The following is a 21,662-nucleotide window of genomic DNA, read 5'->3' as shown; positions in this document are numbered from 1 at the left end:
TGGGGTGGGGGTCTCTCCGCGCTGGGACTCTTCGAGGTCTACGGAGAGCATCCCTGAGTGGATAGAGCCCCCACCCGGCGCTACGCGCCGACCTCCCCCGCAGGCGGGAGAGGTGACCGAGCTCGCGGCGAGAGCTCGGCTTTTAAAGAATGTATACATAGCATCAAGAATAGGTAATTTAATACGGGATTTTCGCACTTGAACTATTCCACCTCCCAGCTATTGTATACATATCGCATACATAAGCCTTGGGAGATCGCCCATGACAAAGCCCTTCCCCATGAACGCCTGGTACGCCGCCGCCTGGGACGCGGATGTGAAGCCGGCGCTGTTGCCGCGCACGATCTGCGGCAAGCACATCGTGATGTATCGGAAGGCCGACGGTTCGGTGGCTGCGCTGGAGGATGCCTGCTGGCACCGCCTGGTGCCGCTGTCCAAGGGCCGGCTCGAAGGCGACACGGTGGTCTGCGGCTATCACGGCCTGAAGTACAATTCGCAAGGGCGCTGCACCTTCATGCCCTCGCAGGAGACCATCAATCCGTCTGCCTGCGTGCGCGCCTATCCCGTGGTCGAGCGCCACCGCTACATCTGGCTCTGGATGGGCGATCCTGCGCTGGCCGATCCCGCGCTCGTCCCCGACATGCACTGGAATCACGATCCGGCCTGGGCCGGCGACGGCAAGACCATCCACGTCAATTGCGACTACCGCCTCGTGCTCGACAATCTCATGGACCTCACCCACGAGACCTTCGTGCATGGCTCCTCGATCGGGAACGACGCGGTCGCCGAAGCGCCGTTCGACGTCACCCATGGCGAGAAGACGGTCACGGTGACGCGCTGGATGCGCGGCATCGAGGCGCCGCCGTTCTGGGCCAAGCAGCTCGGCAAGCCCGGTCTGGTCGATCGCTGGCAGATCATCCGCTTCGAAGCCCCGTGCACCATCGCCATCGATGTCGGCGTGGCGCCGACCGGCACCGGTGCACCCGAGGGTGACCGCTCGCAGGGCGTCAACGGCTTCGTGCTCAACACCATCACGCCCGAGACCGAGAAGACCTGCCATTACTTCTGGGCCTTCGTCCGCAGCTACCAGATCGGTGAGCAGCGCATCACCACCGAGATTCGCGAGGGCGTCTCCGGCATTTTTCACGAAGACGAGCTGATCCTCGAAGCGCAGCAGCGCGCCATGGACGAAAATCCCGATCGCATCTTCTACAATCTCAACATCGATGCCGGCGCGATGTGGACGCGCAAGCTGATCGACAGGATGGTGGCGAAAGAAAACCCGCCGACGCACCTTCAGGCCGCGGAGTAATCCAGGTGAAAGCAGCGCCCGAGCGTGAGGTCGACCGCTCCGTCTCGCAGACCGTGAAGGCGCAGCTCGCGCTGCGTGACCAGATATTGTCGGGCTCCTTGCGGCCGGGCGAGCGCATCTCCGAGCTTCAGGCGGTGGAGACCACCGGCGCCTCGCGCACGCCGGTGCGCATGGCATTGGTGCGGCTCGAGGAGGAGGGGCTGCTGGAGGCGATCCCCTCCGGCGGCTTCATGGTCAAGGCGTTTTCGGAGCGCGACATCTCCGATTCCATCGAGCTGCGCGGCACGCTGGAAGGCCTCGCCGCACGTTTCGCAGCCGAGCGCGGCGTCTCCGCACGCGAGCTCGAGCCGCTCAAGGAATGCCTGGCTGCAATCGACGAGCTGCTGCGCCAGATCCCGATCTCGATCGAGGCCTTCTCGTCCTATGTCGCGCTGAACGCGCGCTTCCACGCGCTGCTCACCGAATTGTCGCGCAGCCCGCCCTTGATCCGCCAGATCGATCGCGCCTCGGCGCTGCCATTCGCCTCGCCCAGCGGCTTCGTGATGGCGCAATCCGCGCTGCCCGAAGCGCAGCAGATCCTGATCATCGGGCAGGAGCACCACCGCGTCGTGATCGACGCCATCGAGAACCGCGAGGGGGCGCGGGCGGAGGCCGTGATGCGCGAGCACGCCCGGCTCGCGGTGCGAAACCTGCGGCTGGCGCTGCGCAACAGAACCCATCTCGACCTCCTGCCGGCGCTCGCGCTGATCAAGACCGCAACCGATCGAGGGCAATGCCATGCGCTTCATCGAGACCTGGATTCCGGCGACGCTGGTGTCGACCCGTGACCTTTCGCCCGGCATCCGCGAATTCCTGATCCGGCCCGACCAGCACGACGGCGCGACCTATCCGGTCGGCAGCCACATCAATGTCAGCGTCACCATCGGCGGCCTGCCGGAGACGCGGTCCTATTCGCTGGTCGGCGAGGCCTCGCCGCACGGCTTCAGGATTGCGGTGCGCCGCGCCGAGGATTCCCGTGGCGGCTCGCGCTATATGTGGTCGTTGCAGCCGGGCGCGCGGCTCGACATCACGCAGCCCGCTTCGCTGGTCGCAGTCGACTGGGCGCGCGAAAGCTATTGCCTGATCGCGGGCGGCATCGGCATCACCCCGATCCTCGGCGCCGCACAGGCGCTGACTCGTCGCGGCGCCAATGTCTCGCTGCACTATGCCGTGCGCTCACGTGGCGATGCCGCCTATCTCGACGATCTCGCCGAGGTGCTCGGCGACCGGCTGGTCGTCCATGCCAGCGATGAAGACAGGCGGCTCGATCTCGACGCCCTGTTCGCGTCGCTGCCGAAGGGCACGCTGACGCTGTTCTGCGGCCCGATGCGAATGCTCGATGCCGCGCGCCACGCCTGGGTCGGCGCCGGCCATCCGCTCGCCGATCTCCGCTACGAGACGTTTGGCTCCAGCGGCACGCTGCCGACCGAAGCGTTTCGCGTGCGCCTGAAGGGCTCCGATGTCGAGCTCGAAATCCCCCGCGAGCGCTCGATGCTGGACGTGCTCAACGCCAGCGGCTTTGAGGTGATATCCGACTGCAAGCGCGGCGAATGCGGCCTCTGCGCCATCGACGTCGTCGCTGTCGACGGCGAGATCGACCATCGCGACGTCTTCTTCAGCGATCACCAGAAGCAAAGCAACGAAAAGATCTGCGCCTGCGTCTCCCGCGCGCGAGGGACCATCACGGTGGACACGCTACTGCGGGCGGATGCGGTCTGACTGAATCGCGTCGGTTTGGCTGTGTCCCTGTGAGGTCCGGTTTTGCCTCAATCGCCACTGAGCTGGGCGTCGTCGCCATCTTCGCTTTTGGGGCCACAAGCCGACGTTAGGAGCGAGACTTCGCTTTCCTTAATGAGGTATGAAATGGCGATCGCGTTTGTCCGGTAGTTGGTTCGTGTTTCGGCAATCTGGGATTGATAGACCCTCAGTATCGCGTCAATCTGGAGTGTCCCGAATGCCGTTGTTTCGTTTTGCCTTCTTGCCAAGTCTCACCTTGCCGTTGTTTTTGACGGCACCAGTGATGGCTCAAACGGTCGGGCAAGCAGCCGGACAGCGCCAGGAAACCTGGGTTCGCGTGCAAACGAATTTCAACTTCTTTGTGCCGGGACCAACTGGGGACAGCAACGAGGCACGAAAGTCGAGCGAAAATGCTCGGCGCTCGATCTACGAGATCGCTGCACGCGAATGCGAAGTGCTTCGCGAGGTTCTGGCCAAGGATTGCCGTATCGAGCAGGTTTCGAGCACCATCGGACGCGAGTTCGGTCGGCAACAGCAGCAGGACGGTTACACCGTCAACGGCTCATTGAACCTTTCGATTACCGTGAAATAGCGCGCCCCCAAACCTTGCGTCCCGTAACTCGCGCTGCTGTCTGCAACGGGGCACACCGTTGGTGCGCCATAACGGCCTATAGCAGTTTTGGTGAACTGCCGCCGCAGACGCCGTAAACATCAGCAGCGCGGCCCGCCTAGAGGCTGGCCCGGACCTACCACGGCCCGGGCCGCTGTGGCGCGATCAGTGTAAGACAGTAGGCCAATCGACCCAGCTCTTGCTTCCGTCCGGGGTGCACGAAATTTCCATCCCGATACGCTGCCGACAATGGGAGAACAAGCGACGATCAATGTCGCAGTTGGGTCACTTGCGGCCATCGCGGGAACGCGCGGAGAAGTCAGCCAAGGGCCCAGCAACGATCTTCCCTTGCTGGTCGCCCGGACGAAAAGCTATTCACCGCCCCACTGCCATCGCGGCGGCTCGCCTTTCCACCAGCACACTCCGGCAAAGAGAACGGTCAGCACAACAGCATAGGCAATGAACCCCACCAATGTGTGCGTGGGTATCAAGGCTGCGCCAATGGCAATCAGGATCAGAAAGGCTACCAGGGTCGCCCAACCTTGCCAGGTTATTGGCGGCCCCCAACCCCAGCCGTAGCGCTTGGCGGGAAACCAATATCGGACGTCACCTTGCAAGTGATGTCTCCATCATGTCCCCATGTTGGGCCGCGCCCCATGTTTTAGCGGACTCAATGAAGGCCCGTAACGGGTCACTTTCGTTTCCGACCGATCGAGTTGGACCTACGCCGCGAAAATCGCTCTCAGCTTCTTCGAGTTGAGCAGCGTCTGCACGCCATCCGCCGACACCGGCCGCCCGATCAGATAGCCCTGCACTTCGTCGCAACGGATCTGGCGCAGGTATTCGAGCTGATCCGCGGTCTCGACGCCTTCGGCCACCACGTCGATGTCGAGGTCGCGCGCCAATGAGATCACGGATTTCACGATCGCGGCGCAGTCCGGCTGCACCAGCATGTCGCGGATGAAGGACTGGTCGATCTTGATGCGGCTGAACGGCAGCTTGCGCAAGTACGTCAGCGACGAGAATCCGGTGCCGAAATCGTCCAGCGCAACCGTGGCACCTAACTCCAGCAGCGCGTTCAAGATCGAGGCGGCCGAGCCGTATTTCGACAGCAGCATCGATTCCGTGATCTCGATCTCGAGCCTGTCAGGTGCGACCTTGGCGTCCGCCAGTGCCTGCACGATGGTTTGCAGGATGCCGGTGTTGTGAAACTGCGCCGCCGAGAAGTTGACGGCGACCCGGATGTCCTCCGGCCAGTCCTTGAGCGTGGCACAGGCGCGGCGAATGACCCATTCGCCGATCTCGTGGATCAGCCCGGTCTCCTCGGCGATCGGGATGAACTCGCTCGGCGGCACCAGGCCGCGCGAGGGATGCTGCCAGCGCAGCAGCGCCTCGAAGCCGGTGATGCGATTGTTGCCGAGATCGAGGAACGGCTGGAACACCAGAAACAACTCGTCGCGCGCGACGGCGCCGGCGAGATCCGCTTGCAGCGCCTTGCGATCGCGCGAGACCCTGTCGTCGGCTTCCTCGAAGAAGCGGATTGTGCCAGGCCCCGCCTTCTTGGCGCGATAGAGCGCGGCATCCGCATTCTTCATGATGTCGAGCGGGGTGTTGCCGTCTCGCGGCGCCAGCACGATGCCGACGCTGGTGGCGCCAAGGATCTCGCAGCCCTCGATCAGGAACGGTTCGGTGAAGGCCGCGACGAAGCGCTCGGCGATCTCGAGTGCTTCCTCGGGCCGGACCAGATTGGCCATCACCAGCGCGAACTCGTCGCCGCCGATGCGCGCGACGTGCTCGGCCGCGCGGGTGCATCGTTGCAGGCGGCCGGCGACCTGGACCAGAAATTCGTCACCGGCGGGATGGCCGAAGCGGTCGTTGACCTCCTTGAAGCGATCGAGATCGAGCAGCAGCACCGCGAATTCTTCGCCGGACAGAGCAAGGCGCTTCAACGCGCCGTCGAGCGTCTCGTTGAAGGCGACGCGGTTCGGCAGCTGGGTCAGCGGGTCTCGCCGGACCGTACGCTCCGCCTCGATCTGCCGCATCACCCGCCGCGCGAAAGAGAACGAATTGACGAACACGCCGCGCAGCAGCACGCTGCCATAGACCACGACGAGGAAGGCGATCAGCAGGAAGGCGAGGTCGCCGTTTCGGCTGAGACAGATGGCGATGCCGACGAAGATGGGCGCCGTGAACGCGATGGCCGCGATCGGGATGGTGGCAAAGGCGAGTGCGCCGCCGGCCAGCATGCCCGAGCACAGGCAGGTGATGACGAGCTGGCCGCCGGTGGAGGCGTCCGTGAAGAAGGCGACGGGGACGATGCCCCAGGCGACGCCGAGAACGAAGGCGTTGCGCACCAGCCGGTGGATGGCGCGGCGGGAGACGAATTGCGGCTTCGTGATCCGCCGCGAAGCGTGGGATTGCAGGCCGAACGCAATCGCCGCGGCTGCCACGACGACCGCCCAGATCAACGCGAAGGTCCGGTTCGGCGATTGCCACAGCGCAATCGCGAGCACGGTGGCATTGCAGGCATTGGCCAGCATGATGCCGACCGAATAGCCGAGCACCAGCGACATCTGCTCGGCACGGATATGGCCGGCAACGGTTTCGTCGGTTGCGGGACCGCCAAAGGCCGACAGATCGCCGGCGAACAGCCGCGCGACATGGTTGGTCAGTTGAGTCCGCATTCCACAGCCTGCAGGAGCATGCGCCGTTCGTCCGGTCCGATCCGGAAAATTCGCCGCAAACCTTTGACGAACTATGAATTATCGCCGTTTGCCGCGGTCGCCGTGACCACTTCTGCGTGTTCGATCGAGAGTATCGATAACAAATCGATACAAATGCGGAGGCCGGCGTTACGGCTGTAACGATGGGGCATGTTCGCCAACATCTCCGCTGTCGTGCCCCGCGAAGGCGGGGCATCCCGCACGCCGCGGCCTGTCGGTTCAATCACCACTGTCTCGGAGTACTGGATCGCCCGCTTTCGCGGGCGATGACAGCGGTGTTCGGGCGCATCACCGCCCGAGCTGCTTCGGATCGTAGAAGAACCGTTCCTCGATCAGCTCGTCACCCCGCCAGGTTTGCCAAGCGATCTCGTCAAGCGTTCGGGTGACGCCTTCGGCATTCGTGAAGCTGAAGATCCAGCGCGTCGCGACGTGATTGCCCTCGATCATGCTTGGGCCGACGCGAACGGCCTTGACCTCTCGGAAGGCGGCGAGCACGCCGCGCTCCTTTGCTGCCAGCTTCTCCCGTCCGACCATCGGCGCGGCGTTGTTTTCGTAAGTTGCGGCATCGAGCGTGTAGAATTGCTCGATCGCGCCGACGAAATCCCCGGTCTCCAGACGCCGCGCAAAGGCTTCCACGATCTCACGGCTCGGCATGTGGCACCTCTTAGTAAAACCGACTATTGGTCGGTAAATACCGACTGATAGTCGAAAAGTCAACTGGTGGCCTGCGGCGAATTCGATTACAGCCAGATGGGTGAAGCACAGCTGGTACTCCGACGGAGGTGCGTTCCCTCCCCCCTTGTGGGGGAGGGCTAGGGAGAGGGGTAGCCCAGCAAAGAGTGCCAGTTGTTGATGATGCATGAGGGTGGTGCGCGATCGATAGAATCCCGGCGTGACACCCCCCTCCCTCACCCTCCCCCACAAGGGGGGAGGGAACAGAAACAGTGTTGCTGGTGGCCGAATTTTGCTTCGACATCACCTCATCGCGCTACCAACGAGGACCCATGGCGAAACAGGCGGAACGGCGAGCGGCGACGACAGAGGCGATCCTGACGGCGGCGCGCCGGCTGTTCGGGACGCACGGCTTTGCCGCCACCACCATGGACGAGATCGCCGAAGCTGCCCGCATCGCCAAGGGCGCGGTCTATCATCATTTCAAGACCAAGGAGGCGGTGTTCGAAGCGGTGTTCGATTCCGTCTCGCGCGATCTCGTCGCCGAGATCGACGGTGCGGCGCGCACCGAGAAGGACGTGCTGGCCGCGATGGTCGCCGGCACCCAGCATTATTTTGCCGCGACTGCCAAGGGCCCGACCGGCCAGATCATCTTGCGCGACGGCCCGGCCGTGCTCGGCTGGGAGCGCTGGCGCGAGATCGACGCCAAGCATTTCGGTGGCAAGATGCCGCGCGCGCTCGCGATGGCGATGGAGGCCGGCCTGATCGCAAAGCAGCCGGTCGAGCCGCTGGCGCGGCTGCTGCTCGGTGCCGTGACGGAGGCCGCGGTCGCCTGCGCCGGACGTGCCGATATCGCAAGGGCGGGTGCGGAATATGCCCGTGCCTTCAAGTCGCTGGTCGAGGCGCTGCGCGTCGCGGCATGATTGTGCTAATTTCAGCCCCGCGCGCGGCAGCCATCTACCATCCGGCCTCGACCTGTCGTATGGGCAGGATGCGCCCCGCGCGCGGCACACATCCTGGATGGAGAACGGCTTGGCTACGCGACTGAAGATCGGCACCCGCAAGAGCGCGATGGCGCTGGCCCAGACGGAAGAGATTGCGCGCCGCCTGACCGCCGCCGTGCCCGGCCTCGATGTCGAGATCGTCAAGTTCGACACCACGGGCGATCTCGACCAGACCAGCAAGCTCCTGCCCCATGGCGGCAAGGGCGGCGCCTTCGTTGCGCAGATCCGCGCCGCCGTGCTTGCGGGCGAGCTCCAGGCGGCGATGCATTCGCTCAAGGACATGCCTGGCAACGAGGACACGCCCGGCCTCGTCATCGGCGCCACGCTGTCACGCGATCCGCCCAGCGATGCGCTGGTGATGCGCGAAGGCGTCACGCTGGCGGCGCTGCGCCAGTCGCGCGGCAAGGGCTTTAAAATTGGCACCAATGCGGTGCGCCGCGCGGCCTATGCGCACAGGCTGTTTCCCGATGTCGAAGTGATCCACTTCCGCGGCGCCGCCGACACGCGCGTGCGAAAGCTCGACAACGGCGAGATGCAGCGCCTGCCGGATGGCGGCGCCGTCGGACCTGCGGACGCGCTGATCATGGCGCGTTCGGGCCTCGATCGCGTTGGCCTTGCAAGCCGCATCGCCTATGAGTTCACGGCGGCGGAGATGCTGCCCGCGGCAGGGCAGGGTATCGTCGCCGTCGAATGCGCTGCGCAGGACTGGCAGACGCGACAAATCCTGTCGTCGATCGACGATCCCGCCGCGCATGCCTGTGCCGACGCCGAGCGCGAGGTGCTGTGGGTGCTCAACGGTCACTGCAATTCGCCGGTCGCGGGTTTCTCCACGATCTCAGGCGATCAGATGTCGCTGACCGCGTCCGTGCTCGATCTCTCCGGCAACACCATCATCGAAGCCTCGCGTGCCGGTCCGGCCAATCGCCCGCGCGAGCTCGGCCGTGCCGTGGGACTGGATCTGCTGGGCAAGGGCGCCGCCGAGATCATCGAGCGCAGCCGGCCGCGCTAGGCATCCTTGCGAAGTCGCGGTCGTCGGGATCATGCCATCGTGCGCCTGTTTTGCCCGACGTGTCAAACGTCGCTGTGAACGGCGCTCAATCCGTGCGGCGCGAAATCCTTCAACGATTTCTACTGTGCATGGGGTTGTTTTCGCGGTTTTGGTTTCCGCCTCCTGAGGAGCCGGAATTTTTCAGCCGCGCACCCGCTTCAGCATCTGCTCGACATGGGCGATCGGCGTCTCCGGCTGGATGCCGTGGCCGAGATTGAAGATGAAGCGCCCTTGCGAAAAATTCGCCAGCACGTCGTCGACCGCGCGGTCGAGCGCCGCGCCGCCCGTGATCAGCGCGAGCGGATCCAGATTGCCCTGCACGGCGACTTTGCTCTGCACGCGCTCGCGGATGAAGGCGGGTTCCGCGGTCCAGTCGATGCTGACGGCGTTGACGCCGGTGGCCTCGACGTAACCAGGCAATTGCGCGCCGGCGCCGCGCGGGAAACCGATGATCTTCGCATCCGGCACTTTTGCGCGCACGCCTTCGACGATGCGCCGGGTCGGCTCGGTCGACCAGCGCGCGAACTCGGCCGGCGGCAGCACGCCGGCCCAGGTGTCGAAGATCTGCAGGGCATTGGCGCCTGCCTCGAGTTGCGCCAGCAGATACTGAATCGAGTTCTCGACCAGCACGTCGATGATCTTCGAAAATGCCTCGGGATGCCGGTAGGCCATCATCCGCGCCGGCGCCTGATCGGGCGTGCTCTGGCCCGCGACCATGTAGGTCGCAACCGTCCATGGCGCCCCGCAGAAGCCGATCAGCGCGATTTTCGGATCGAGTGCCCCGCGCACGATCTTGAGCGCCTCGCACACCGGCGCGAGCAGGCCGAAGTCGGCACGGGCGGCGAGCGTTCCGACCTTGGCCGGATCATCCAGCGGCTCGAGCCGGGGACCCTCGCCGACCTCGAAACGCACGGAGCGGCCGAGCGCGTAGGGGACCACCAGGATGTCGGAGAAGATGATCGCCGCGTCGAACCCGAACCGGCGGATCGGTTGCAGCGTGACTTCGGCGGCAAGCTCCGGATTGAAGCAGAGATCGAGGAAGCCGCCGGCCTTGGCGCGGACCTCGCGATATTCCGGCAAATAGCGGCCGGCCTGCCGCATCATCCACATGGGCGGGATGGATTGCCGCTGGCCGGAGAGCACGTCGATGAAGGGCTTTGTCGCAGACTGGGGCACGAGACATCCTGATCCAGAGTTGGGGTTCCTGATACACCGCCGCGAGCGGAATCGGAACAGGGGAACCAGCGCAAATCCGCAGCGTTGACCAGGCAATGGAGGAGGAATTCCATGGCTCAGACATTCAATCCCGCGCCGCATGACAAGCATGCCGAGGATCTGCGCGAAGCGCTCGCGGCCGATCGTCACGCCAAGCTCGACACCGGGTTGGAAGATACCTTCCCCGCATCCGATCCCGTGAGTGCCGCACAGCCGACACCGTCCAAGGCCGACGCGGAGGCCGACCATCCCTCGCTCTGGGACAAGGTTAAGTCCATCTTCAGCTAGCGGCCGTGCCGCCGGATTCCGATAGTCTTGATAAGACCTTGTTAGTGATCTGCGGAGGGCCCGGTCCGTAGGAGTACGGAAAAACCCGTAGATGAATGCGAATTTTTGCGGGCGCTTCAGGGTTCAATAAGAGAAGCAGCAGAGTTTCCAGCCATTGGAGATTTCTGCCGCATGAACGTCGCCTCTTACAGAGCCGGATGGAGCCGCTTGTCGTTGCGCGCGGCAGCTTTCGTCGTGCTCACTTGCGTGGCGATCCTCGGTGTCAGCGGCTGGCGCGAATGGGCCGCGCGCGATGCGGTGCTCAAGGGCGCCGAAACAGAGATGGCGAACGTCGCGCGCTCGTTGACGCAGCATGCCGAGGACAGCCTCGATCTCTTGGATTCCGGCGTCGTCGGCGTCGTCAGCCGGCTGGAGATGGATGGCGCCGATCCCGTCACCATCGCGAAGCTTCGCAACCTCCTGGAAGCGCGCAAGAAGGCGATGGAGCGCGTCCATAGCCTCGCCATCATCGACGACCAGGGCAACTGGCTGACCTCGCCCGGCACGATCGCCTCGACGCTCAGCGACGACACGTTCTTCCGCCACCACCGGCTCTCGCTCAAGCGCGAGGCCTATGTCGGCCGCCCCGTGAAGAGCCTCGTGGACGGCGAATGGGTCGTCACCCTGTCGCGCCGCTTCAACAAGCCCGACGGCAGCTTTGGCGGCGTGGTGCTCGCCGCCATCGGTTCCCGATATCTGTCGCATTTCTACGAGCAGTTCGAGATCGGCCGTAACAGCTCCGTGACGCTGATGTACGGCGAGGGGCTGATCATTGCGCGCAATCCGAACAACGAGAAGTTCGTCGGCCGCAGCGTCGCCGACACGCCGCTGTTCCGCGATGCCAGCCTGCAGCTGCCGAGCGGTGCCTATCAGTTCAAGTCGCCGCTGGACGGCGCCGAGCGCGTCAGCTTCTTCAAGCGCAGCGGTCGGTACCCGCTCGTGCTGCTCGCAACCGTCGACAAGGATGAGTTGCTCTCGCCGTGGCGGGCTGCGGCAATCTCCCGCATGCTGTACGTGGTCGCGCTGGTGATGCTGATTGCGATCATCGGCGCGGTGCTGGTACGGCAGTTGCAGCGCGGCCATCGCATGGCGGCGGCACTGGTCGAGAAAGAGGCGCATTTCCGTCTGCTCGCCGAAGGCTCCAGCGACATGGTCACCCGCATCGGGCTCGACGAGCGGCTGCGCTATGTCTCGCCGTCCTGCAATCGTGTCGTCGGCTGGCGCGCCAATCAGCTGATCGGCACCGACGCGCTCGCTGGAATCCATCCCGAGGACCGGCCGCAGGTGCAGGCGATCGTCGATGCCATGAAGCGCGGCGACAGGGACGAAGCGCGCCTTACCTACCGTAACGTGCACCGGGAGAAGTCCGAGGTCTGGCTGGAATCGACCATGCGGGTGACGCGCAAGGACAACGGCAACGTCGACGGCGTGGTCGCGATCACGCGCGACATCACCGCGCAGAAGCAACTGGAGACCAGGCTCGAGACGCTCGCGATCGAGGACAGCCTCACCGGGCTTGCCAACCGCCGCCGTTTCGATGAGCGGCTGAAGGAAGAATGGGCGCGCGCCTACCGCGACCGTTCCAGCCTCGGCCTCCTGATGATCGACGTCGATCACTTCAAGTCCTACAACGACGAATATGGCCACCCTGCGGGCGACGCCTGCCTGCGCGTGGTGGCGAAGGTCATCGCGGCCGAGATGCAGCGGGTCGGCGATCTCGCGGCCCGGTATGGCGGCGAGGAATTCGCCATGCTGCTGCCGAACACCGATGCCGCCGGCTGCGCCCGGATCGGCGAGCGGATCCGCAAAGCCATCCGCGAGGCCGGCCTCGTTCACAGCAGCAATCGCGCGGCGGGCTGCGTCACCGCCTCGCTGGGTGGCGCGGCCTGCAGGCCTGCGCTGGAGCGCACGGCGGGCGTTGGCACCCTCGTCGAGGCTGCCGATCAGGCGCTCTATGCGGCCAAGGAGGGCGGCCGTGACCGCCTGATGATGTCGGTGCAAGTCGCGAACCTGCTGCCCAAGGCGGTCGGCGAGTAATTGCGCTCAATAATGCGGCGGACGTTCGTTGGCGGGCCCCGGCGCATTCGCCTCGGCCTCTTGCAGCCGTTCGCCAAGCTGCGCGAGTTGCCGCGTCAGAATGTCGATCTGCTTCCATTGCGCGGTGATGGTCTGGTTCAGCGTCTCGATGGTGTCGTCCTGATACGCAAGGCGGGTCTCCAGCGTATCGACACGTTCGGCGAGCGCCTTGATCTCATTCGTCACGGCCGTGCCCCTTATCGCGTTCGCGCAATCCGTGGCCGAGCGCAACGCGCTCGTCAAAGACAAAACATTCACCGCGCCAGCGGCTCTGCTCCTCCGGCACCTCTTCCAGATATTTCAGGATGCCGCCCTTGAGGTGGTAGACCTCGGCAAAGCCGCGCGCCAGCAGATGCGCGCTCGCCTTCTCGCAGCGGATGCCACCGGTACAGAACATCGCGATGCGCCGGTGCTTCAAGGGATCGAGCTTCGCGGCGGCAAAATCCTTGAACTGACCAAAGTTCCTGATGTCGGGGTCGACCGCACCCTCGAACGTCCCCATAGCGACCTCGAAGGCATTGCGGGTGTCGAGCACCAGTGTGTCGGGCGAGGAGATCAGCTCGTTCCACTCGGCAGCGTCGACATAGGTACCGACCTGTCGGGTCGGATCCGCTGCCGCATCGCCAAGCGTGACGATTTCCCTCTTCAGCCGTACCTTGAGCCGGCCGAACGGCATCGCTTCCGCAGTCGAGCGCTTCAGTTCGAGATTGTTCAGCCGGCCGCCGAACATCGCCCCCTGCATGAGCTCGAGGGCGAAAGCGTCGATCGCCTCGGGGGCGCCGGCGATCGTGCCGTTGATGCCCTCCTGGGCCAAGAGCACGCTGCCCTTCAGGGACAGGCCGGCACAAAACGCGCGCAGCGGCTCGCGCAGCTCGCGGTAATCGGGCAGGGCAGCGAATTGGTAGAAGGCGCAGACCTTGTAAGTCACGGTGGCTCGTTTAGCAGGCGGGCGGCGCCCAGAAAACCCGCAACCGACAACTCTATTCCCAGCGGATGGCAGCCATTTCCCTGGCATGCCAGCATTGCCCGGACGGGCCGGAATGTGTCATGAAAGCCCGGTTTTTCCGGGATGGCGCGCCATCCGCGCCACGGTCTGAGAGAGCAAGAATAAGATGAGAAACTTCCATTTCCCCGGCAGGTCCACGGTCCACGCCACCAACGCGATGGTAGCGACGTCGCACCCGCAGGCCTCGCTCGCCGCGATCGAGGTGCTGCGCGAGGGCGGCACGGCGGTGGACGCGGCGGTGGCGGGGTCTGCGATACTCGGCGTGATCGAGCCACAATCGACCGGCATCGGCGGCGACTGCTTCGCGCTGATCCAGCCGCGCGGCGAAGGCAAGATCATCGCCTATAACGGCTCCGGCCGCGCCCCCAAGGCGGCCAATGCCGACTGGTATCTCGAGCGCAAGATCAATTCCGTGCCGTTGACCTCGGCGCATGCGGTCTCGATCCCCGGCGTGATCGACGCGTTCGCGACAGTGCTGCGCGACCACGGCAAGTTCGGCTTCGACCGCCTGCTGCAGCCCGCGATCAAGGCGGCGGAAGAAGGCTACGTCGTCGCGCCCCGCATCGCCTTCGACTGGAAGAACCAGTTCGAGAAGCTGAAGGGTGGCACCAACACCGTGCGTTACCTGCTGCCGGGCGGCAAGCCGCCGGTGGCCGGCGACGTCATCCGCCAGACTGAGCTCGGCAAGACGCTGCGCGCGATCGCCAAGGACGGCCGCGACGCCTTCTACAAGGGCCCGATCGCAGAGGACATGGTCGAGACCCTTCGCGGCATCGGCGGCCTGCACACGCTCGACGATTTCGCCGCGCATACGACCGAAACGACGACGCCGATCGGCACCATGTACAAGGGCTACGATGTCTGGCAGTGCCCGCCGAACGGCCCCGGCGTCACCGCGCTCTTGATGCTCAACATCCTGTCGCGCTTCGACCTGACCAAGTACGCGCCGGTCAGCGTCGAGCGCTTCCATCTCGAGGCCGAAGCCGCGCGCATCGCCTACATGAACCGAGAGATGCATGTCGCCTCTCCCGAGCATATGAAGATCAACGTCGCCGAGATGCTCGAAAAGAGCTTTGCCGACGAGTTTATCAGCAAGATCCGCCTGGATGGCATGCTCGACCTGCCGAACGTCGCGCCACCGATGAATCCCTCGACCATTTACATCACGGTGGTGGACAAGGACCGCAACGTCTGCTCGTTCATCAACTCGGTCGCGCATTCTTTCGGCTCGGCCATCGTCTCCAACAAGACCGGCGTGCTGTTCCAGAATCGCGCCGGCGGCTTCCGCATCCAGCCGGGTCATCCCAACTGCATCGAAGGCGGCAAGCGCCCGCTGCACACGATCATGCCGGGGCTGCTCACCAAGGGTGGCCGCTCCACGATGTCGTTCGCAGTGATGGGCGGACAGTACCAGCCGACGGGGCAGACTCATCTCTTGACCAACATCCTCGACTATGGCTGCGACGTGCAGGAAGCGATCGATATGCCGCGCGGTCTGCATTACGAGGGACAATATCAACTCGAGGACAGCGTGCCGTCTGACATCGTTGAGGGCCTGAAGAAGCTCGGCCACAAGACCACCAGCGTGGTTGGCCCGCTCGGCGGCGCCCAGGCGATCTGGATCGACTGGGACAAGGGCACGCTGACCGGCGGTTCCGATCCGCGCAAGGACGGTTGCGCACTGGGCTATTGATCCCCCGCGCCAGGTTCCTCGCAAAGGGATCAGGAAAAGTTGACGAAGGGCGACGCGGCATCGGCTGCGTCGCCCTTTCCCGTTCGGAACGGAGCTCATGGCCCCAAGTTGGTGGGCGATGAGCGGTGCAGGCGTGCGCTGCTTTGTTTTTGAAGCGGCGGAGGCCGTCCATGTCCGACCAGTCAAGTTCCCGACCATCCGGATTCGATCGGCGCGCCTTCATGGCTGGCGCCGCAGGTAGCGCGCTTGTTCCCCTTGCGGCGCGTGCGGGAACGCAGGATGCGCGAGCGCCACTGGCCCAGGATCCGGCGCTGCCCGTCGACGTCACGTTGCGTGTGAATGGCCAGGACAAGCGCCTCAGTCTCGACGCGCGCACGACCGTGCTGGACGCCCTGCGCGAGCATCTCAAGCTGACTGGCAGCAAGAAGGGTTGCGATCACGGCCAGTGCGGTGCCTGCACGGTGCTGATCGGCGACCGCCGCGTGGTGTCGTGCCTGACGCTGGCGCTTGCGGCCGAAGGGCAGGAGATCACGACCATCGAAGGACTCGCGACCAGCGACCGCCTGCACCCGATGCAGCAGGCCTTTGTCGACAACGATGCCTTCCAATGTGGCTATTGCACGCCCGGCCAGATCATGTCGGCGATTGCCTGTGTGAAGGAAGGACATGCCGGCACCGATGCGGATATCCGCGAGTACATGAGCGGCAACATCTGCCGCTGCGCCGCCTATCCGAACATCGTCGCCGCCGTGAAACAGGCTGCGCCCGACATCATGAAAGGCTAGGCCCATGCGACCCTTCTCCTATCAGAGGGCGACCGCCCCCGACATGGCCGTGCAGGCGCTCAGCGCCGCTGCGGCCGTCAACAATTCGTTGACGCAGGCCACGGCGCAGCCGCTGGCCGGTGGCACCACGCTGATCGACCTGATGAAGCTCGACGTGATGCGGCCTGCAGCGATCGTCGATATCAATCCGCTCGCGCAAGGCTGGTCGGCAATCGATCCGGGCGGCGAGAACCTGCGGCTCGGCGCGCTCGCGAAAATGTCGGATGTCGCCGCGCATGAGGAGATCCAGCGCAGCTATCCGGTCATCGCCAATTCCCTGAAGCTCGCGGCTAGTGCCCAGCTGCGCAACATGGCGACGCTCGGCGGCAACGTGATGCAGCGGACCCGCTGCAGCTATTTCCGCGATGTCTCCTACGAGAATTGCAACAAGCGCAATCCGGGCTCCGGCTGTGCCGCGATGGATGGTGTCAACCGCATGCATGCCGTGCTGGGCACATCCGACCAGTGCATCGCGACCTATCCCGGCGATTTCGCTCAGGCGCTGATCGCGCTGGACGCCACAGTCGAGTTGACCGGCAGGTCCGGGACTCGCAGCATGCCGTTTAGCGAACTGCACAAGGCGCCCGGCAACACGCCAGATATCGAGACTATTCTTCAGCCCGGTGAGCTGATTTCTGCGTTCGTCGTTCCCGGCCGCTGGCCGCGCTCGGTTTATCTGAAGGCCCGTGACCGACAGTCCTACGAATTCGCACTCTCGTCCGCCGCGGTCGCGCTCGATGTGCAGGACGGCACGATCAAGGATGCGCGTGTCGCGCTCGGCGGCGTCGCCACAGTGCCGTGGCGGGCGCGCGAGGCGGAAGCCTTGCTGAAGGGACAGAAGTTCGATGACGGCTTGGCGGAGCGCGCGGCCGATGCTGCCTTCGCAGACGCCCGGGGGCGCCAGCACAACAGTTTCAAGATCGCCCTCGGCAAGCGCGTGGTGGCTCGCGCGCTCCAGCAGGCCGTAACGATGGAGATTTGACTATGAATGCAGCTGCTCCCGAGCCGAAGGCGAATATGGGCCAGCCGGTGCCGCGCTATGACGCGGCGGCAAAGGTCACAGGGCGAGCGACGTATGGGTCCGATATGCCGATGGACAATCCGGCCTATGCGTTTCTGGTCACCAGCGCGATCGCGCGGGGCCGCATCAACGGCTTTGATCTCGACGATGCCAGACGTGTCCGCGGCGTGATCGACATCGTCACGTATGAGAATGCGCCGAAGCTGAAAGAGGCAAAACTCTTCAGCAATGGCGGCTATGCCGGCACCACGATTCAGCCGCTAAAGTCGACTGACATCGCCCATGAGGGCGAGATCATCGCGGTAGTCGTTGCGGAGAGCTACGAGGCCGCGCGCGAGGCTGCCAACCGAGTCAAGGTCAGTTACACGGCCGTGGCGCCAAGCGCGAGCTTTGACTCGCCGGGAACGACGAAAGCCGCCGCGAAAGGCCAGAACGCGCAATTCAAGGAAGATCCGCAGGTCGGCGATTTCGCCAAGGCGTTCGACGAGGCCGAGGTGAAGCTCACCGCGTCGTACGATACGCCGACGCAGCACCATAATCCGATGGAGCTGTTCTCGACGAGCTGCGTCTGGATGGGCGACGATCTCGTCATCTATGAGCCCAGTCAGTACGTCTATGGCCTGAAGAACGGCGTTGCCGAACAGCTCGGCATCGATGCTGACAAGGTGAGGGTGGTCAACCCGTATGTCGGCGGCGGTTTTGGCTCACGCGGCTCGATGACGCCGCGCACCGCGATCATCGCAGGCATCGCCAGGCGGCTGAACCGGCCGATCAAGCTGGTCCCAACCCGGGATCAGGGGTTTACCATTGCGACCTATCGCGCCGAGACGCGTCACGAGATCAAGCTTGGCGCGAGTCGTGACGGCAGGCTGGTCGCGCTCAGGCACGAGGGTGCCGAGGTATCTTCGCGTGCCGACGCCTATTGCGTTGGTGGTACCAAGACCACGACGCGGCTTTACGCCTGCCCGAATGTCGATAGCCTCGTGTCGATCGTGCGGGCCGACCGCAACACGCCGGGCTTCATGCGCTCGCCGCCGGAGGTGCCGTATCTGTTCGCGTTGGAGAGTGCGATGGACGAGCTTGCGGTCAAGCTCAACATGGATCCGGTCGAGCTGCGCCGTATCAACGATACGACCAATGAACCGATCGGTGGCAAACCCTATACCTCGCGCTCGCTGATGGCGTGTTTCGACGAAGCTGCCAAGGCTTTCGGCTGGTCGGAGCGCTCAGCGGCGCCAAAATCGATGTCCGATGGCGACTGGCTGATCGGCTATGGCTGCGCGGCGACCTGCTATCCGACGCAGATGGCGCCGTCGGCGGCGCGCGTGCGCCTGCAGCGCGACGGCCGTACCCGTGTCGAGATCGCGGGCCACGAGATCGGAACCGGCGCTTACACCGTGATCGCCCAGACCGCTTCCGAGCGGCTCGGTGTGCCTCTTGAGAAAGTCGCAGTCTTCATCGGCGACAGTGATCTTCCTCCGGCGCCGGTCGCAGGCGGCTCCAATTCCACGGCAAGCACCTGTTCGGCGGTGATGATGGTATGTGACCAGATCCGCCAAAAATTGTTCAAGGCGGTGATGCCGAACGAAAGCCTCACGGACAAGGCGAAGGAGACGGTCGGGCTCGGCCAGGCGCCGACGACCCAGGCAGCAAAGAGTGACCGCCCGCTTGATCTGGAGAAGGCATTCGACGCGCTCGGTGCCGGCGTGGTCGAGGAATATGGCGAGTGGAAGCCGGATGGCGCGCCGCTGGATTCCTTCAAGGCCATGCATAGCGGGCACGCGCGGCTGGTCGGCGGCCATCAAATGAAGGACAAGATTGCCTACGCCTTCGGTGCGGAGTTCGTCGAGGTCCGGGTCAATCGCTTCACTCATGAGATCCGTGCGCCGCGCCTGGTGGGCGCGTTCGCGGCCGGCCGCATCATGAACCCGCGCACGGCGCGGAGCCAGCTCATGGGCGGCCTGATCTGGGGCATGTCCTCGGCACTGCTGGAGGCGACCGAGATCGACGAACGCACCGCGCGCTACGTCAACGATAATTTTGCCGACTATCTCGTGCCCGTGAATGCCGATGTGGGCGGTGTCGAGGTGATCCTGCTCTCCGAGCAGGACGATCATATCAATCCGACCGGTGCGAAGGGGCTCGGCGAGCTCGCCAATGTCGGCACCAACGCCGCAATCTGCAATGCGATTTACCATGCCACCGGCCAACGCATCCGCAAGTTGCCGGTGCGGCTGGAAAATATCGAGGTCTGAGGGGTGGAAACCGTGTGCTCGTTGCGCTAGACACCTTTCGCCTCAAACGGAAGGTGCTTTATGCGGCGTTTCCAGCGCATGCTCCTCGCCCTCACGTCGGCGCTCGCGATCACCTTGATCGGCGGCGTGTCGACATGTGTTTCCACCACGGCCTCGGCCCAGACCGCAGGAAAGACCATGACCACAGCTTCAGGCTTGCAGACTATCGACAGCGTTGTCGGCACCGGCGCTTCGCCCAAGCCCGGCCAGATCTGCGTGATGCACTACACCGGCTGGCTCTATGAGAACGGCCAGAAGGGCAAGAAATTCGACTCGTCGGTCGACCGCAACGAGCCGTTCGAATTCCCCATCGGCAAGGGTCGCGTCATCGCCGGTTGGGACGAGGGCGTTGCTACGATGAAGGTCGGCGGCAAGCGCACCCTGATCATCCCGCCGCAGCTCGGCTACGGCGCGCGCGGCGCCGGCGGTGTGATCCCGCCGAACGCGACGCTGATGTTCGACGTGGAATTGCTTGGCGTGAAGTGACCCTTCTCGTCATGCGCGGGCTTGTCCCGGGCATCCACGTTCTTCCCTCGTGTGGCCAAGACGTGGATGACCAGGTCAAGCCCGGCCATGACGGATAGAGATCAGTACAAACAAGAGACCGGCCTTTCGGCCGGTCTTTTCATTTTTGTCTCGCGCGTTATTCCGTCGCGCGGCGGGCCGACGCTGCGGCGCGATCGATTGCTTCCTTCGCGGCGTCCTTGGCGTCGCCCATGGCCTTCTGGCCCTTGCCTTTCACTTCCTGGACCGCGCCTTCGCCTTGCAGACGCTCGGAACCGGTGGCTTCGCCGATACCCTGCTTGGCCTTGCCGATCGCCTCATTGGCGTTGCCCTTGATCTTGTCGCTCGTGCTACCCATGAAAGTCTCCTTCCAGATTGCTCGCAAAGACAACATCTGGCGGCTATGAGGGTTCCGATTTTGGTATGGCTTGAGGTCGCGCCTTTGGTTAGTTTCGCGTGCACGGAACCAACAGAAAGCAAGTCCCCATGACCGGCCATGACCATTCGCATTCTCACCATGACCACGATCACGATGATCGCTGGAAGCATGACGGCGTGCGCGTCATTCCCGGCAACCAGCTCGATACCAACGTGCCGTCGACAGCAGGCATGGATCGGGCGGCTGCGATCAATTTCGCTCGCGTCGGCGCGCAGAAATTATGGGCGGGCACCGTCAGCATCAAGCCCGATGCCAAGACCGGCGCGCATCACCATGGCCATCTCGAAAGCGTGATTTACGTCGTGAAGGGCAAGGCGCGGATGCGTTGGGGCGAGAGCCTGCAATTCACCGCCGAGGCCGGCCCCGGCGATTTCATATTCGTGCCGCCCTATGTGCCGCACCAGGAAATCAACGCCAGCCCCGACGAGGTGCTGGAATGCGTGCTGGTGCGCAGCGACGGCGAGGCGGTCGCGATCAATCTCGATATCGAGCCGGTCGAGAAGCCCGAGACTGTGCTGTGGATCGATCCCGTCCACCGGGATCCGAACGAGAAGAAGTAAGGCGGAAGACCGCGCGCCCGGCGGTGCGACGGAATCCCGCAGCTGGCGGTCAGAAAAATAGTTCGGAAGCCGTGTCGGATAGCGGCTTCATCATCCGTCCTTGGGCAGAACCCGCCCAAGGAGCTTCTGATGCCCAGGATGATTTTCCTCAATCTGCCGGTGACTGACCTCAAGCGCGCGACCGCCTTCTACGAGGCGATCGGCGCGACCAGGAACCCGCAATTCAGTGACGACACGGGGAGCTGCATGGTCTTTTCCGAGGCCATCTACGCGATGCTGACGACCCACGACAAATTCCGTCAGTTCACGCCAAAGCCGATCGCGGATGCAAAGACCTCGAACCAGGTGCTGTTCTGCCTGTCCGCCGATAGCCGGAACGAGGTCGACGAGATCGTCGGCAAGGCTGCGGCTGCGGGCGGGGTGGCCGATCCCAGCCCGAAGGACGAATACAGCTTCATGTATGGCCGCAGCTTCGAGGATCCGGATGGCCATATGTGGGGTGTGAACTGGCTGGACATGGCAGCCGTCCCCGCGAAGCCCGCTATGGCGAACGCCTGA

At 64.2% G+C, this 21,662-nt stretch carries 22 protein-coding genes; 15 read left to right on the top strand and 7 right to left on the bottom strand.

Annotated elements, in window-relative coordinates; all coding sequences use genetic code 11:
- Positions 1-262: 262 nt before the first annotated feature.
- The 4 genes from JQ587_RS32685 to JQ587_RS32670 all read left to right on the top strand — a co-directional run bounded on the left by JQ587_RS32685 (position 263) and on the right by JQ587_RS32670 (position 3,680).
- Positions 263-1,312, top strand: a complete 1,050-nt coding sequence (locus JQ587_RS32685; RefSeq protein ID WP_212428084.1) for an aromatic ring-hydroxylating dioxygenase subunit alpha — start codon at positions 263-265, stop codon at positions 1,310-1,312.
- A 5-nt stretch (positions 1,313-1,317) separates the two neighbouring features.
- Positions 1,318-2,139 (top strand): GntR family transcriptional regulator, encoded by an 822-nt coding sequence (locus JQ587_RS32680; RefSeq protein ID WP_212428083.1) that lies wholly within the window; start codon positions 1,318-1,320, stop codon positions 2,137-2,139.
- Entirely contained in the window at positions 2,090-3,070 is a 981-nt protein-coding gene (locus JQ587_RS32675; RefSeq protein ID WP_212428082.1) for a PDR/VanB family oxidoreductase, read from the top strand. Before JQ587_RS32680 ends, JQ587_RS32675 begins: the two co-directional genes overlap by 50 nt.
- A gap of 235 nt (positions 3,071-3,305) precedes the next feature.
- Positions 3,306-3,680, top strand: a complete 375-nt coding sequence (locus tag JQ587_RS32670; RefSeq protein ID WP_212428081.1) for a hypothetical protein — start codon at positions 3,306-3,308, stop codon at positions 3,678-3,680.
- A gap of 389 nt (positions 3,681-4,069) precedes the next feature.
- On the opposite strand, the gene JQ587_RS32665 is transcribed toward JQ587_RS32670, so the two are convergent.
- The 3 genes from JQ587_RS32665 to JQ587_RS32655 form a co-directional block, all read right to left on the bottom strand.
- A complete protein-coding gene (locus tag JQ587_RS32665; protein ID WP_212428080.1) occupies positions 4,070-4,315 on the bottom strand; it encodes a hypothetical protein in 246 nt (81 codons plus the stop codon).
- A gap of 105 nt (positions 4,316-4,420) precedes the next feature.
- Positions 4,421-6,382, bottom strand: coding sequence for a putative bifunctional diguanylate cyclase/phosphodiesterase (locus JQ587_RS32660; protein WP_212428079.1), 1,962 nt, complete (start codon positions 6,380-6,382; stop codon positions 4,421-4,423).
- Positions 6,383-6,709: 327 nt separating this feature from the next.
- Positions 6,710-7,075, bottom strand: coding sequence for a nuclear transport factor 2 family protein (locus JQ587_RS32655; protein ID WP_212428078.1), 366 nt, complete (start codon positions 7,073-7,075; stop codon positions 6,710-6,712).
- Positions 7,076-7,425: 350 nt separating this feature from the next.
- Between JQ587_RS32655 and JQ587_RS32650 the strand changes: the two genes are divergently transcribed.
- Entirely contained in the window at positions 7,426-8,016 is a 591-nt protein-coding gene (locus tag JQ587_RS32650) for a TetR/AcrR family transcriptional regulator (protein ID WP_212428077.1), read from the top strand.
- A 109-nt stretch (positions 8,017-8,125) separates the two neighbouring features.
- Positions 8,126-9,106 carry a hydroxymethylbilane synthase gene (gene hemC / locus JQ587_RS32645; protein WP_212428076.1) on the top strand — a complete coding sequence of 327 codons (981 nt, stop codon included), beginning with the start codon at positions 8,126-8,128 and terminating at the stop codon, positions 9,104-9,106.
- Between the two features lie 180 nt (positions 9,107-9,286).
- Here the strand turns inward: hemC and hemE are convergent, their stop codons facing one another.
- Entirely contained in the window at positions 9,287-10,321 is a 1,035-nt protein-coding gene (gene hemE / locus JQ587_RS32640) for a uroporphyrinogen decarboxylase (protein WP_212428075.1), read from the bottom strand.
- 111 nt (positions 10,322-10,432) lie between these two features.
- Between hemE and JQ587_RS32635 the strand changes: the two genes are divergently transcribed.
- A complete protein-coding gene (locus tag JQ587_RS32635) occupies positions 10,433-10,648 on the top strand; it encodes a hypothetical protein (RefSeq protein ID WP_212428074.1) in 216 nt (71 codons plus the stop codon).
- 171 nt (positions 10,649-10,819) lie between these two features.
- Positions 10,820-12,724 (top strand): diguanylate cyclase domain-containing protein, encoded by a 1,905-nt coding sequence (locus tag JQ587_RS32630; protein ID WP_212428073.1) that lies wholly within the window; start codon positions 10,820-10,822, stop codon positions 12,722-12,724.
- Between the two features lie 6 nt (positions 12,725-12,730).
- Here the strand turns inward: JQ587_RS32630 and JQ587_RS32625 are convergent, their stop codons facing one another.
- Together JQ587_RS32625 and trhO are read right to left on the bottom strand one after the other, a co-directional pair.
- Positions 12,731-12,949 (bottom strand): SlyX family protein, encoded by a 219-nt coding sequence (locus JQ587_RS32625; protein WP_212428072.1) that lies wholly within the window; start codon positions 12,947-12,949, stop codon positions 12,731-12,733.
- Positions 12,939-13,691, bottom strand: a complete 753-nt coding sequence (gene trhO / locus JQ587_RS32620) for an oxygen-dependent tRNA uridine(34) hydroxylase TrhO (protein ID WP_212428071.1) — start codon at positions 13,689-13,691, stop codon at positions 12,939-12,941. Before trhO ends, JQ587_RS32625 begins: the two co-directional genes overlap by 11 nt.
- 184 nt (positions 13,692-13,875) lie before the next feature.
- Between trhO and ggt the strand changes: the two genes are divergently transcribed.
- The 5 genes from ggt to JQ587_RS32595 all read left to right on the top strand — a co-directional run bounded on the left by ggt (position 13,876) and on the right by JQ587_RS32595 (position 20,087).
- Positions 13,876-15,462 carry a gamma-glutamyltransferase gene (gene ggt / locus JQ587_RS32615; protein WP_212297462.1) on the top strand — a complete coding sequence of 529 codons (1,587 nt, stop codon included), beginning with the start codon at positions 13,876-13,878 and terminating at the stop codon, positions 15,460-15,462.
- 170 nt (positions 15,463-15,632) lie between these two features.
- On the top strand, positions 15,633-16,247 hold the full coding sequence (locus JQ587_RS32610) for a (2Fe-2S)-binding protein (protein WP_212428070.1): 615 nt from the start codon (positions 15,633-15,635) through the stop codon (positions 16,245-16,247).
- A gap of 4 nt (positions 16,248-16,251) precedes the next feature.
- A complete protein-coding gene (locus tag JQ587_RS32605) occupies positions 16,252-17,268 on the top strand; it encodes an FAD binding domain-containing protein (protein ID WP_212428069.1) in 1,017 nt (338 codons plus the stop codon).
- A gap of 2 nt (positions 17,269-17,270) precedes the next feature.
- The gene (locus JQ587_RS32600; protein ID WP_212428068.1) at positions 17,271-19,562 is read left to right on the top strand and encodes a xanthine dehydrogenase family protein molybdopterin-binding subunit; all 2,292 of its coding nucleotides are present in this window, start codon (positions 17,271-17,273) and stop codon (positions 19,560-19,562) included.
- 60 nt (positions 19,563-19,622) lie between these two features.
- Entirely contained in the window at positions 19,623-20,087 is a 465-nt protein-coding gene (locus JQ587_RS32595; RefSeq protein ID WP_212297466.1) for an FKBP-type peptidyl-prolyl cis-trans isomerase, read from the top strand.
- Positions 20,088-20,244: 157 nt separating this feature from the next.
- Here the strand turns inward: JQ587_RS32595 and JQ587_RS32590 are convergent, their stop codons facing one another.
- Positions 20,245-20,463: a CsbD family protein gene (locus JQ587_RS32590; RefSeq protein WP_212297467.1), complete on the bottom strand. Its 219-nt coding sequence runs from the start codon at positions 20,461-20,463 to the stop codon at positions 20,245-20,247.
- Positions 20,464-20,591: 128 nt separating this feature from the next.
- Between JQ587_RS32590 and JQ587_RS32585 the strand changes: the two genes are divergently transcribed.
- Complete coding sequence (locus tag JQ587_RS32585; protein WP_080137629.1) at positions 20,592-21,104, top strand: cupin domain-containing protein; 513 nt, start codon at positions 20,592-20,594, stop codon at positions 21,102-21,104.
- Between the two features lie 129 nt (positions 21,105-21,233).
- Complete coding sequence (locus JQ587_RS32580; protein ID WP_212428067.1) at positions 21,234-21,662, top strand: VOC family protein; 429 nt, start codon at positions 21,234-21,236, stop codon at positions 21,660-21,662.

Source organism: Bradyrhizobium manausense (assembly GCF_018130615.1).
GTDB lineage: Bacteria > Pseudomonadota > Alphaproteobacteria > Rhizobiales > Xanthobacteraceae > Bradyrhizobium > Bradyrhizobium manausense_A.
The sequence above is the reverse complement of the archived record's forward strand: the minus strand, read 5'-3'. Positions and strand labels throughout refer to the sequence as shown.